Source organism: Pseudomonas sp. MYb118 (assembly GCF_040947875.1).
GTDB lineage: Bacteria > Pseudomonadota > Gammaproteobacteria > Pseudomonadales > Pseudomonadaceae > Aquipseudomonas.
The window spans coordinates 583,405-595,794 of record NZ_JBFRXN010000003.1 but is presented as its reverse complement, the minus strand read 5'-3'; the positions used below and the strand labels follow the sequence as shown (position 1 = coordinate 595,794).

Sequence of the window (12,390 nt, the reverse complement as noted above, 5' to 3'; positions counted from 1 at the left end):
CGCCCCGCTGTCACCACCCAGGTACCTGCATCATGAAAGCCCAAGCCCGCCACATCCTGGTGAAAACCTCGGAAGAAGCCGAACAGCTCAAGCAACGCATCGCCAAGGGCGAAGCGTTCGACGTGCTGGCCAAGAAATACTCCACCTGCCCGTCCGGCAAGCGCGGTGGCGATCTCGGCGAAGTGCGCCCGGGACAGATGGTCGGGGCCATCGACGCAGTGATTTTCAAGAAACCGCTGCGAGTGGTGCATGGGCCGATCAAGAGCAAGTTCGGCTATCACCTGGTGCAGGTGTTTTTCAGGGATTGATGGGGTGGCCTCTAGGGCCCTATCGCGAGCAGGCTCGCTCCCACAAAGATCACGCAAACACTGAAGATCAAATGTGGGAGCGAGCCTGCTCGCGATCCGCTGGCATCGCCAGCGGCCATTCACCGCGCAATCAAAGCCCCCCGCACCTGAATCACCCGACTCGCCAACCCATGCCCCGCCTGCGCCGCCTCCACCGGGCTACCACCCATCAGCCGCCTGGCCAGGTACGCCGCGCTGAACGAATCCCCCGCCGCCGTGGTATCGACCACCCGCTCGACCTTCTGCGCCGGCACCTCGAACGACTCGCCGTTGCAACGAATCAGGCATGGCTCGGCACCGCGCTTGAGCACCACCTCCGGCGTGCCGATCTGCTCGTAGGCCGCGAACACCGCCTCGCAGTCGGCAAAATGAAACAGCGCCTGCTCATCGTCGACAGTCAGCAGCGCCACGTCGATATACGGCAGCACGCTACGATACGCCGCTCGAGCTTCCTCGACCGACGCCCACAGGCGCGGCCGGTAATTGTTGTCGAAAACCACCTTGGCGCTGCGTAAACGGGCGTCGATCAAGGCTTCCACCAATTTGGCCCGGCCCTGGGCACCGAGCACCGCCAGGGTGATGCCACTGAAATACAGCACATCGTAATCCGGCAGGGCTTTGAGGATCGGCGTGGCGGCCGGGGTGGTGAAACACTCGCGCACCGCCGCTTCGTTGCGCCAGTACAGGAAGCGCCGCTCGCCGTTGTCATCGGTCTGGATGCAATACAGGCCCGGCAGGCGACCGGGCAGGCGCTGGACCATGCCCAGGCCGATGTTTTCCTCGGCCCAGCTGCGGCACATGGCGTCACTGAAACTGTCGTCGCCCAGGGCGGTGACGTAATCCACCTGACCGTGCTCGCCCAGTTCGCGGGACAGGTACACGGCGGTGTTGAGGGTGTCGCCGCCGAAGCTTTGTTGCAGGCTGCCGTCGGCGTGGTGTTGCAGTTCGATCATGCATTCGCCGATGAGGGCGATGCGGGGGGTGTTGGGGGTGGTCATGGGGGTTGGGTCCCTGGTTTTGTGTTGTCTGGTAGGGCCTCATCGCGGGCAAGCCCGCTCCTACAGTGGATTTGCAGTGTTCACAAAACCCCTGTAGGAGCGGGCTTGCCCGCGATGGCCGCAACTCGGTCTAAAGCCTTAGAAACAAGTCTCCATGGTCTCGATCACCCCCAACTGTTCATCCACCAACACCCCAACCCGCCACTTGTCGAACGTCAGGCACGGGTGCGAAGTGCCGAAGGAAATGATATCCCCCACCCGCAGCTCAACCCCCGGCGCCACGGTCATGAACGCGTGCTGGTCCATTACCGCCGTGACCTTGCAGGCGCCGACATCATCGCCGACCGCCGGCACCACGCCGGCCTTGTAGCGCAGCAACGGCACCGGCAGCCCGGCGTCGTACGCCACGTCGCGCTTGCCCAGGGCAATCACCGCAAAGCCCGGTTCCGGCAACGACTGCACGTGCGCCCAGACTTCCAGCGCCGGGCGCAGGCCTTCGTGCAGGTCGCTGCGTCGGTCGAGCACGCAGCACTGCGCTTCCTTGTAGATGCCATGGTCGTGCGCCACGTAGCTGCCCGGACGCAGCACGCTGAGGAAACGCCCGGCGGCGTTCTGCGCCTCGAAGGACTCGGCGATCAGGTCGTACCAGGCCGAGCCCGAGGCGGTGATGATCGGCTTGGCGATGGCGAAGGCGCCGCTGTCCTGCAATTGCACCGCCAGACGCACCAGCGACGCGGCGAACTCGCGGATGCCGGCGATGGCATGGTCACCGTGGATCACCCCTTCGTAGCCTTCGATACCGGTCAGCGCCAGTGCCGGCTGGGCGTCGATGGCCTTGGCCAGGGCCAGCACTTCGGCTTCGCTGCGGCAACCGCAACGGCCGCCGACCACGCCGTACTCGATCATTACGTTCAGGCGCACCCCGCGAGAGGCGAAGTACGCGCCCAGGTCAGCGACGTTGTCCGGGTGATCGACCATGCAGTAAAAGTCGAACGTCGGATCCGCCAGCAGGTCGGCGATCAGTGCCATGTTCGGCGTGCCCACCAACTGGTTGGCCATCAACACCCGACGCACGCCGTGGGCATACGCTGCGCGGGTTTGCGTGGCGCTGGCCAGGGTGATGCCCCAGGCGCCGGCGTCCAGTTGGCGCCGGAACAGCGCCGGGGTCATGCTGGTCTTGCCGTGGGGCGCGAGCTCGGCGCCGCTGTTGCTGACGAATGCCTGCATCCAGCGAATGTTGTGTTCCAGCGCCTCGCGGTGCAGCACCAGCGCCGGCAGGCTGACGTCGCGCACCAGTTGAGCGCCGATGGCGGCATCACCTTTGGCCACGGCGTCGGTATTTTGGGCAGTAGACATGGTCGAACTCCTCACTGTCGCGGCCGCAGGGCAGCCGCGGTTATTCGTTGATACGCCGGGCGAGGCTGTTGGCGCTGTCGATCAGCACCCGGCGATAGTCGTTGTAGTTGTTTTTCGCATCAGCCCTGGGGGCGACGATGCACAGGGTCGCAATGGCGACGCCGTTGTTGTCCTTGACCGGTGCGGCAAAGCAGTGGGTGAAGGTGTCGGCGACGCTGTCGAAGGAGAAAAAGCCATCGACGCCGGCCTGGCGTATCTCACCGAGAAACTGCTCCAGCGGCAGGCGTTCGCCATCGGGCAGGATGAAGTCGTCGGGGTCGATCAGGTCGACGATGGCCTGGTCGCTCAGGTGCGCCAGCAGCAGGCGCCCCGAAGCCGTCCAGGGGATCGGCGCGTTTTCACCGATGTCCGACGAGATACGAAAATGCCGCTCGCCCTCCTTCATCAGCGCCACCGTGTATTTGCGCCCGTTGAGCAGGCACATCTGCGCGGTTTCGCGGGTCTGGCTGACGATCTCCTGCAAGGCGTGGTCGGCTTCGCGGGTCAGGTCGAAATGGCGCAGGTGCGCCTGGCCGAGGAAGTACAGCTGACGACCGAGGTAGACGTGACCTTCCTTGCCCACAGGTTCCAGAATGCGTCGCTCCAGCAGCGAGGCCACCAGTTCGTAGACCGTGGACTTGGGGCTGCCGATGCCGCTGGCGATGTCATTGGGGCGCAGTGGCTGGCCGATTTCCTTGAGGAAATCGAGAATATCGAACGCCCGGTCCAGGCCGCGGGCCCGGCGTTTGATGGTGTCTTCGGTCATGTCTGTGGTTCCCCTTGATAATGCCGGGATTTTAACCAGAGTGCAGTGGCGACCGTGAGGCCGCTATCGCGAGCAGGCTCGCTCCCACAGGATTTTGTGACCGCTGAAATCCAATGTGGGAGCGAGCCTGCTCGCGATAGGCGCACCACAATTCTCAAGCCTTCTTCTTGTAGGCAATACAGTCGATCTCAACCTTGCAATCAACCATCATGCTCGCCTGCACACAGGCCCGCGCCGGGGCGTGTTCGGGTTTGAAGTATTCGGCGAAGACCTTGTTGAAACTGGTGAAATCCCGCGGGTCATCCAGCCACACGCCAGCGCGTACCACGTCTTCCAGGCCGTAACCGGCCTCCTGGAGAATCGCGATCAGGTTCTTCATGGTCTGGTGGGTCTGCTCGACGATGCCGCCACTGATGATCTCGCCATTCAGCGCCGGCACCTGCCCGGAAACATGCAGCCAGCCATCGGCTTCAACGGCGCGCGCAAAAGGGCGAGGCGTACCGCCTGCCGCGCTGCTGCCGGTGCCGTAACGAGTAATGCTCATGAGTGTTTCTCCTGATTGAAATTGAGTGTTTAAAACCGCGTGCTCTTGAGAAACTCGGCCAAGCGCGGTGATTGCGGGCGTTCGAACAGTTCCTTGGGTGGCCCCTGCTCTTCGATGCGCCCCTGGTTCATGAAAACGATCTTGTCCGAGACCTCGAAGGCGAAACGCATTTCGTGGGTCACCAGCAACATGGTCATGCCTTCGTCGGCCAGGCCCTTGATCACGTTCAGCACCTCGCCGACCAGTTCCGGGTCGAGGGCCGAGGTGACTTCGTCGAACAGCATCAGGCTCGGGTTCATGGCGATGGCGCGGGCAATCGCCACGCGCTGCTGCTGGCCGCCAGACAATTGGCCAGGGAAATGATTGCGCCGCTCCAGCAGGCCGACGCGATCCAGCCACTTCTCGGCCAGGGCCACCGCTTCGTCCTTGTGCAGCTTCTTGACCTTGAGCAAGCCCAGCGTGACGTTCTGCAACGCGGTGAGGTGCGGGAACAGGTTGAACTGCTGGAAGGCCATGCCGGTCATGGCGCGATGGCGGGCGATGACTTTTTCGGCGTGGCGCACGCGCTTGCCGTCGACCTCGTCATAGCCGATGGACTCGCCGTCGAGCAGGATCTGCCCGCCCTGGAACTCTTCGAGCATGTTCACGCAGCGCAGCAGCGTGGTCTTGCCCGAGCCGCTGGAGCCGATCAGCGTGACGACGTTGCCACGCTGCATGGTCAGGTCGACGCCCTTGAGCACTTCGAGCTTGCCGTACTGCTTGTGCAGGCCACGAATGTCCAGCAGCGGCTGGCCGTTTTGTGGGTTGGTTTGAGTCTGGTTCATGGCAAGGCCACCCGCTTTTCAATGTGCCGGCCGAGTAATTCGATGGCGTAGTTGATGACGAAGAACAGAAATCCGGCGAACAGGTAGAACTCCAGGGTCATGAAGGTCCGGGCGATGATCTGCTGGGTGCTGAGCAGCAGCTCGGCCACGCCGATCACCGACAACAGGGTCGAGGCCTTGACGATCTCGGTCGAGGAATTGACCCAGGTCGGCAGGATCTGCCGCAAGGCCTGGGGCAACAGCACGTAGCCCAACGCCTGGTAGAACGTCAGGCCGATGGCTTTGCTCGCCTCCATCTGGCCGCTGGGCAAGGCCTGCAACGCACCGCGCACGATCTCGGCGACGTGGGAGCCGCAGAACAGCGTCAGCCCCAGGGCACCGGCCTGGAACGCGCTAATCTTCCAGCCCAGGGCCGGCGCCATGTAGAAGCAGGCCAGCACCAGCACGAACACCGGTGTGCCGCGAATCAGGTCGACGTAGAAACGAAACGGCGCACGCATCCAGAACTTGCCGTAGGTCAGCACCAGGCCGGCGACGATGCCGACCATCGTGCCCAACAGGATCGCCAGCGCCGACACCTGCACACTGGTGAGAAAACCCTGCCACAGCGGTTCGCGGGCAACCCACAACTCATGCAACCAACTGGGTGATTCGTACATGGGGCCTCCTATCGGCGGATCGCCAGACGCTGCTCGAGGTAACGCAGCAGCATGGCAATGAGGTAACAGGCCGCAACATAGAGCGCTGTGGTCACCAGCCAGGTCTCGATCACCCGGTAGCTCTCGACATTGATCTTGCGCGCGTAATAGGTCAGCTCAGGCACAGCGATCGCCGCCGCCAGCGAGGTGTCCTTGAACAGCGAAATGAAGTTGTTCGACAACGCCGGCAGCACATTGCGCAGCATCACCGGCACGGTGACGTAGGCCTTGACCTGCCATTCACCCAGGCCGATGGCCAGGCCCGCTTCGCGCTGGCCCTTGGGAATGCTCAGCAAGCCGCCACGAAACACCTCGGTCAGGTACGCTCCGGCATACAGCGACAGAGTGATGATGAACGACGGGATCTTGTCCAGGCGTATACCCAGGCTCGGCAAGGCGAAGTAGATCAACAGGATCAGCACCAGGATCGGCGTATTGCGGATCACCGTCACGTACACCGACGCCAGTACCCGCAGCGTACGGTGCTTGGACAGCAGGGCAAACGCCATCATCAGGCCGATCACGCAGCCGATGGCGATCGACACCAGCGCCAGTTGCAGGCCCAGGCCGAGCCCCACCAGCAAGGTGTCGAAATCGCGCCACACGGCGGCAAAGTTCAACTGATAGTTCATGGTCAGCAGTACCTTGAGCGGGGCGGCTGGTCACCGCCCCACTCCCACGGGGTCATTTATATTCGACGGGGAAACCGATCGCTGGAGTCGGCAGCTCGACGCCAAACCACTTCTTGAACGACTCGGCGTACATCGGGAACTCCACACCGGTCATGGCTTCATGCAGGGCGGTGTTGACGAAGTTCAGCCAGTCCTGGTCGCCACGCTTGACCGCGCAGGCATAGGTTTGCGGGCTCCAGGCGTACGCCGGGCTGCGGTAGCGGCCTGGGTTCTGCACCATCAGGTACTTGACCGAGGACTGGTCGGTGGCCGCGGCATCGGCGCGGCCGGAGTTCACGGCCTGGTACATCAGGTCGACGCTGTCGTACTGGTCGACCTTGGCCTTGGGCAGCGCCTGGTGCACCAGTTCTTCGGCGTAGACGTTCTGCAGCACGGCCACGGTGACGCTGTCGCCGGCGGCCTTGAGGTCGTCTATTTCCTTGTATTTGCTGTTGGCAGGCAGCAGCAGGCCGACGCCTTCGCGGTAGTACGGCAAGGTGAACGCCACCTGCTGGGCACGGCTGGCGGTCACGGTGATGAACTGGCAACTGATGTCGACCTTGTCGGTCAGCAGGTTGGGAATCCGCGCATCGGAAGACTGCACCACGTACTCGACTTTCTCAGGGTCATTGAACAGGCCCTTGGCAATGATGTGCCCGATGTCGATATCAAAACCCTGCAACTTGCCATCCGCGCCTTGGAAGTGCCACGGCGCGTTGGTGCTGCCAGTGCCGACGATCAGCTTGCCGCGAGCCAGCACGCTGTCGAGCTTGCTGTCCGCCGCCTGGGCCACACCCATGGCGGCAGCCGAAGCTGCAAAAAGAAAAACACACGCTTTGAACAAGGAAGGTCGGCGATGCATGGCAAGCACTCCTGGATGATGTGTATTCCGCTATACCGGAATGTAGTATGTAACAGCGGAATAGACAGCAGAAAGTGTGCCACAGGTTGTGGCGTGCCGGGAGGGGGATTTGAAAAGTGTTTTGAATCAGGGAGATGGGTGAAGGTGAGAGATGGGTGTTACCCGAGGGAGAGATGGCGTAGCGCTACCGTTGGCTACAGAGGGCGGGTATTTGCACCACATTGGACCGGGAAATATCTGTGGGAGCGAGCCCGCCCGCGGGGCCTCCATCGCGAGCAGGCTCGCTCCCACATTGGGAATGCGTTCCCCTGTAGGAGCGAGCTTGCTCGCGAAAGCGGTGGATCAGGCGTCTATACGTGCCAGGAACACCCGCGTCACCCGCCGCTCTTCCACCGACATCACGGTCATCCGCCAGCCTTCCCACTCATGGCTGTCGCCAATCATCGGCAAGCGGTCCAGCAGGCTCACCACCAGCCCGGCGAGGGTCTGGTAGTCGTCGGTCGGTTCGGCGGCGAAGCCGGTGCGTTGGCGTACCCGCGCCAGGTTCAGCGCGCCGCTGACCACGAAACCGCCCTTCTCCTCGATCACGTCCGGGCCCTCGATCTCGCTGGCGTCGGGCAGCTCGCCGGCAATCGACTCGAGGATGTCGGTCATGGTCAGCACACCCACGAAGTCACCGAATTCATTAACCACGAAGGCAATGTGGGTCGAGGCCTTGCGCATCTGCTCCAGGGCATTGAGGATCGAGTAGCTGTCCAGCAGGTTGATGGCCTGACGCGCCAGGTGTGCCAGGTCCGGCTCGTTGCCACTCAGGTACTCCTTGAGCAGCTCCTTCTTGTGCACGAAGCCCAGCGGTTCATCCACCGCGCCGCCACGGATCAGCGGCAGGCGCGAATAGGACGAATGCATCAAACGCGTGCGAATCGTCTCGGCGTCATCGGCCAGGTCGATATAATCGACATCGGCGCGCACGGTCATCAAGGTGCGGATCGGTCGTTCGGCCAGTTGTAGCACGCCGCTGATCATCACCCGTTCACGACGGTCGAACAGCTCTTCGCTCGGCGCCTCGCCGTTGTCGAGCATGTCGACGATCTCTTCACCCACCTCTTCCACCGCCAGCTTGCGCCCGCCGAGCAAACGCATCACCGCATGGGCGGTGCGTTCGCGCATTGGCCGCAGGCCCTGCATCAATCGCTTGCGCTTGGCACGGGCGATCTGGTTGAACACCTCGATCAGGATCGAGAAACCGATGGCCGCGTACAGGTAGCCTTTTGGAATGTGGAAGCCCAGGCCTTCGGCGGTCAGCGCGAAGCCGATCATCATCAGGAAGCCCAGACACAGCATGATCACTGTCGGGTGCGCGTTGACGAAGCGGGTCAACGGCTTGCTGGCCACGATCATCAGACCGATGGAAATGATCACGGCGATCATCATCACCGCCAGTTCATCGACCATGCCCACGGCCGTGATCACCGCGTCCAGGGAGAACACCGCGTCCAGCACGACGATCTGCGCAACGATAGGCCAGAACAGCGCATAGGTGGTATTGGCCGTGCGCTCGCCGACATGGCCTTCGAGGCGCTCGTGCAATTCCATGGTGGCCTTGAACAGCAGGAACACACCACCGAACAGCATGATCAGGTCGCGTCCGGAGAAGCTCTTGTCGAACACTTCGAACAGCGGCTGGGTCAGGGTCACCAACCAGGAAATACTCGCCAGCAGGCCCAGGCGCATGATCAGGGCCAGGGACAGGCCGATGATGCGCGCACGGTCACGCTGCTCAGGCGGCAGCTTGTCGGCGAGGATGGCGATAAACACCAGGTTGTCGATGCCGAGCACCAGCTCCAGCACGATCAATGTCAACAGGCCCAGCCAGGCGGTGGGGTCAGCTATCCATTCCATATGAAAGTCTCGATCTCTTCGTTAATTCAGAATGCCGGGCACGGCAAGGCGCGGCGCAGAGGCCGTGGGGTTGCAATGTCAAAGGAATTCAGGCGTCGAAAGACCGGATGTTTCGCGTGCGTGAAGCGCGCGCGGCAGCGCGAGGAGGAAGGATAACTGGGGGGCTCCGAGAGGGTGTTCATGCAAATCCTGAAAGAAAAAAGGTCTTGGAGCGTACAGGGGAAAGGGATATTTCCCACAGTGGGAAATCATTACAAAATCTGTAGAGGTATGGCGTGGACCTGTAGGAGCGAGCTTGCTCGCGATAGCGGTGTGCCTGTGACGAAGATGTTGGATGTGCCGCCGCTATCGCGAGCAAGCTCGCTCCTACAGGGGAAATTCAGCCATTACGCACCCGCTCAATATAGCGCATCACCGCCGCCGACTTCTCGAACCGCCGGTGAATCAACGACAGCCACGAATTCGCCTCGTTGCCCTTGATCGACCGGTACACCACCCCCGGCAACCCCACATGCCCGACCACCGACTCCGGCACTACCGCCACCCCCTGCCCCAGCGACACCAGCGCCAGCACCGCCACCAGCCCGCCCGGCTGCGCCCCCAGTTTCGGCGCGAATCCGCCCTGGGCGGCGACTTGCAGGGTGCCGCTGATCTGCTCCGGCAGGATGAACGTCTCGCCCTGCAAATGCTCAGGCCCGATCTCGCCCAGGCGGCACAGCCAGGATTCGCTCGGCAGCGCCAGGACAAAACCCTCGGCATCCAGGCGGATGGCTTCCAGGTCTTCGGGTAAGGTCATCGGCGAGCGCACATATCCGATGTCGAAGCGCCCCTCGACCACCATCGCCGGCAATGAGGCCATGGGGTATTCGCGCACGTTGAGGCTGACGTCCGGGCATTCGCGGCTGAACGCCTGCACCTGCTTTTGCAGCAACCCCGAGTACACCGCCGACGCCACATAACCCAACTCGATATGGCCGATCTCGCCACGCCCGGCGCGCTGGGCATTTTGCTGGGCGTATTCGAACTGGCGCACGGTGGCCTCGGCCTCAATGACCAACGCGGCGCCCGCTTCGGTCAGGCTGACTTCGCGGGTCTGGCGAATGAACAGCCGCGTGCCGAGTTCGTTTTCCATGTCCTGGATTTGCCGGGTCAGGGTCGGCGGCGCGATGCCGAGCTGTTCGGCGGCGCGGGTGAAGTTGCCCTGCCGCGCAACGGCCAGGAAGTAGCGGAAATGACGGATGTCCATAAGCGCATTAGCTCAAAGGTAATGAAATGCCGATCACAGGCTAATAAAGCCACCCGACGGCCGCGATAAGCTCATCTGGCAATCACAGTAGAGAGCCCATGCCATGTGCGTCAAACACAAAAACATGACCAACCGGTGCGACCTTGCTCAAAAGGCAATCACACCATGAGCCCGGTCAATCCCCGCCTGACGCTGCTGACCGCCTCCGGTGTCTGTTCGCTGATCGTCCTCGACACCAACATCGTCGCCGTCACCCTGCCGACCATTGCCCGGGACCTGGGAGCGAACTTCGCCGATATCGAATGGGTGGTCAGCGCCTACATGCTGGCGTTCGCCGCCCTGCTGCTGCCCGCCGGCAGCATCGCCGACCGTTTTGGCCGGCAGAAAACCCTGTTGTGTGGCCTGGGCCTGTTCATCCTCGCCTCCATCGGCTGTGGCGCGGCACCCAATGCGCTGTTTCTCGACATCGCCCGGGCGATCAAGGGCGTCGGCGCGGCGTTGCTGCTGACCTCGGCGCTGGCGTCGATCGGCCACACCTTCCACGATGAAGTGGAACGGGCCAAGGCCTGGGCATTCTGGGGCGCGTGCATGGGGGTGGCGATGACCGCCGCGCCGACCATAGGCGGCTTGATCACCGAGTACATTGGCTGGCGCTGGATCTTTTACCTCAACCTGCCGGTGGGCCTGCTGCTGATGGTCATGGTCTGGCGCGCCGTGCCGGAATCCCGCGACTCGCAATCGGCGCGCCTGGACCCCTGGGGCAGCCTGGCCTTCAGTGGCAGCCTGCTGTGCCTGATCTGGGGCCTGATCGAAGCCAACCGGATCGGCTGGGGCAACCCCGCCACCTACGCCCGGCTGATCGGCGGCGCGCTGCTGCTGGGCCTGTTCGTGGTGATCGAGCGTCTGCAACAGCGGCCCATGGTTGACCTGAAACTGTTCCGCCACCCGCGTTTCATCGGCGCCTTGCTGGGCATGTTCGCCTACGCCGGCTGCGCCCAGGTGATGATGACGCTGCTGCCGTTCTACCTGCAAAACGGCCTGGGTTTCTCGGCGATCGCCTCGGGCCTGGGCATGTTGCCGTTCGCCCTGACCATGTTGATCTGCCCGCGCATCGGAGTGCGCCTGGCCAGCCGTTTTGCCCCGGCGACCATGATGGCCAGCGGCCTGACGCTGGTGGGTGCAGGCAACCTGCTCAGCGCCTGGGCCGTCAGCAGCGGCGGCTACCTGCCCTTCGCCCTGGCGATTGCGGTGACCGGTGCCGGAGCCGGACTGCTCAACGGCGACACGCAGAAAAACATCATGGCCTGCGTGCCACGGGAGCGCACCGGCATGGCCTCGGGCATGAGCACCACCATGCGCTTCAGCGCCATCGTGCTGGCGGTGGGCGTGTACGGCGCATTGCTGTCCAGTCACACAGAACAATTGCTGCGCTCGAGCTTGTCGGCACAGGGCACGCAGTGGCTCGAACAGACGCAGGGTATCGCTTCGCGGGTGGTGGCCGGTGACATGGCCGCGGCGCTGGGCCTGCTGCCGGACAGTGCCCAGGCGCTGGTCGAACCGCTGGCCCGCCAGGCCTTCGTCGGCGGTTTCAGCCTGTTGCTCGCGGTCGCGGGCTTGCTCGGCCTGCTCGGTGCGCTGGTGGTCGGAACATTGATGCGCAATCCGATCCCGACTCACCCCGTCAGCCAACCGCAGGCGGCCGTTACGAACTCTTGAGCGAGGCCAGCACCCGTTCGGCATTGGCCTCGCAGCCCATGCCGTCGGGGCGCGCGCCGATGTTGTCGATCAGCTCCAGCAACTGCGCCTTGTTCTGCGCCAGGTGCCGCTGCATGGTTTCGATCTGCTCGATCTTGCGTTGCAGGCTGCCCACCACTTCGTCGTGATCGACCGCCCCGGTTGTCGCGTCCGGCAGCAAACGCTTCAATTCATCCAGGGTAAAGCCGGACTGCTGGGCGCACTGGATGATCTGCAGCGTTCGCAGGACTTGCGACGGGTAACGGCGGTAACCGTTGGCCTGGCGTTCCACCTGGCGGATCAGGCCCTGCGCCTCGTAAAAACGAATGCGCGACGCACTCAGGCCACTTCTTTGCGCCAACTCGCCGATTTTCATTGCGACCTCATTTGCCTGCTTGACATT

Annotated in this window: 13 protein-coding genes; 2 read left to right on the top strand and 11 right to left on the bottom strand. The window is 63.0% G+C overall.

The features are described 5' to 3' along the window. Positions 1-32: 32 nt before the first annotated feature. Complete coding sequence (locus ABVN20_RS24140) at positions 33-308, top strand: peptidylprolyl isomerase (protein WP_368558263.1); 276 nt, start codon at positions 33-35, stop codon at positions 306-308. 119 nt (positions 309-427) lie between these two features. On the opposite strand, the gene ABVN20_RS24135 is transcribed toward ABVN20_RS24140, so the two are convergent. The 10 genes from ABVN20_RS24135 to ABVN20_RS24090 all read right to left on the bottom strand — a co-directional run bounded on the left by ABVN20_RS24135 (position 428) and on the right by ABVN20_RS24090 (position 10,253). Next, positions 428-1,345, bottom strand: coding sequence for a sugar kinase (locus ABVN20_RS24135; protein WP_368558262.1), 918 nt, complete (start codon positions 1,343-1,345; stop codon positions 428-430). A 138-nt stretch (positions 1,346-1,483) separates the two neighbouring features. Beyond that, positions 1,484-2,701, bottom strand: coding sequence for an amino acid deaminase (locus tag ABVN20_RS24130; protein ID WP_368558261.1), 1,218 nt, complete (start codon positions 2,699-2,701; stop codon positions 1,484-1,486). A 40-nt stretch (positions 2,702-2,741) separates the two neighbouring features. Continuing rightward, on the bottom strand, positions 2,742-3,506 hold the full coding sequence (locus tag ABVN20_RS24125) for an IclR family transcriptional regulator (RefSeq protein WP_368558260.1): 765 nt from the start codon (positions 3,504-3,506) through the stop codon (positions 2,742-2,744). 154 nt (positions 3,507-3,660) lie between these two features. Further along, on the bottom strand, positions 3,661-4,050 hold the full coding sequence (locus ABVN20_RS24120) for a RidA family protein (RefSeq protein WP_368558259.1): 390 nt from the start codon (positions 4,048-4,050) through the stop codon (positions 3,661-3,663). A gap of 29 nt (positions 4,051-4,079) precedes the next feature. Beyond that, entirely contained in the window at positions 4,080-4,874 is a 795-nt protein-coding gene (locus tag ABVN20_RS24115) for an amino acid ABC transporter ATP-binding protein (protein WP_368558258.1), read from the bottom strand. Continuing rightward, entirely contained in the window at positions 4,871-5,533 is a 663-nt protein-coding gene (locus ABVN20_RS24110) for an amino acid ABC transporter permease (RefSeq protein WP_192308128.1), read from the bottom strand. The genes ABVN20_RS24115 and ABVN20_RS24110 overlap by 4 nt, the downstream gene beginning before the upstream one ends. 8 nt (positions 5,534-5,541) lie before the next feature. Further along, positions 5,542-6,204: an amino acid ABC transporter permease gene (locus tag ABVN20_RS24105; RefSeq protein WP_368558257.1), complete on the bottom strand. Its 663-nt coding sequence runs from the start codon at positions 6,202-6,204 to the stop codon at positions 5,542-5,544. A gap of 52 nt (positions 6,205-6,256) precedes the next feature. Further along, the gene (locus tag ABVN20_RS24100) at positions 6,257-7,105 is read right to left on the bottom strand and encodes a transporter substrate-binding domain-containing protein (RefSeq protein WP_368558256.1); all 849 of its coding nucleotides are present in this window, start codon (positions 7,103-7,105) and stop codon (positions 6,257-6,259) included. Between the two features lie 342 nt (positions 7,106-7,447). Beyond that, the gene (locus tag ABVN20_RS24095; RefSeq protein WP_368558255.1) at positions 7,448-9,007 is read right to left on the bottom strand and encodes a transporter associated domain-containing protein; all 1,560 of its coding nucleotides are present in this window, start codon (positions 9,005-9,007) and stop codon (positions 7,448-7,450) included. Between the two features lie 379 nt (positions 9,008-9,386). Then, a complete protein-coding gene (locus ABVN20_RS24090; protein ID WP_368558254.1) occupies positions 9,387-10,253 on the bottom strand; it encodes a LysR family transcriptional regulator in 867 nt (288 codons plus the stop codon). A 165-nt stretch (positions 10,254-10,418) separates the two neighbouring features. On the opposite strand from ABVN20_RS24090, the gene ABVN20_RS24085 reads away from it, so the two are divergent. After that, positions 10,419-11,969 (top strand): MFS transporter, encoded by a 1,551-nt coding sequence (locus tag ABVN20_RS24085; protein WP_368558252.1) that lies wholly within the window; start codon positions 10,419-10,421, stop codon positions 11,967-11,969. Here ABVN20_RS24085 and ABVN20_RS24080 read toward each other — a convergent pair. Further along, positions 11,956-12,363 (bottom strand): MerR family transcriptional regulator, encoded by a 408-nt coding sequence (locus ABVN20_RS24080; RefSeq protein WP_368558251.1) that lies wholly within the window; start codon positions 12,361-12,363, stop codon positions 11,956-11,958. The two genes, ABVN20_RS24085 and ABVN20_RS24080, sit on opposite strands and share 14 nt — an antisense overlap. Positions 12,364-12,390 lie beyond the last annotated feature (27 nt).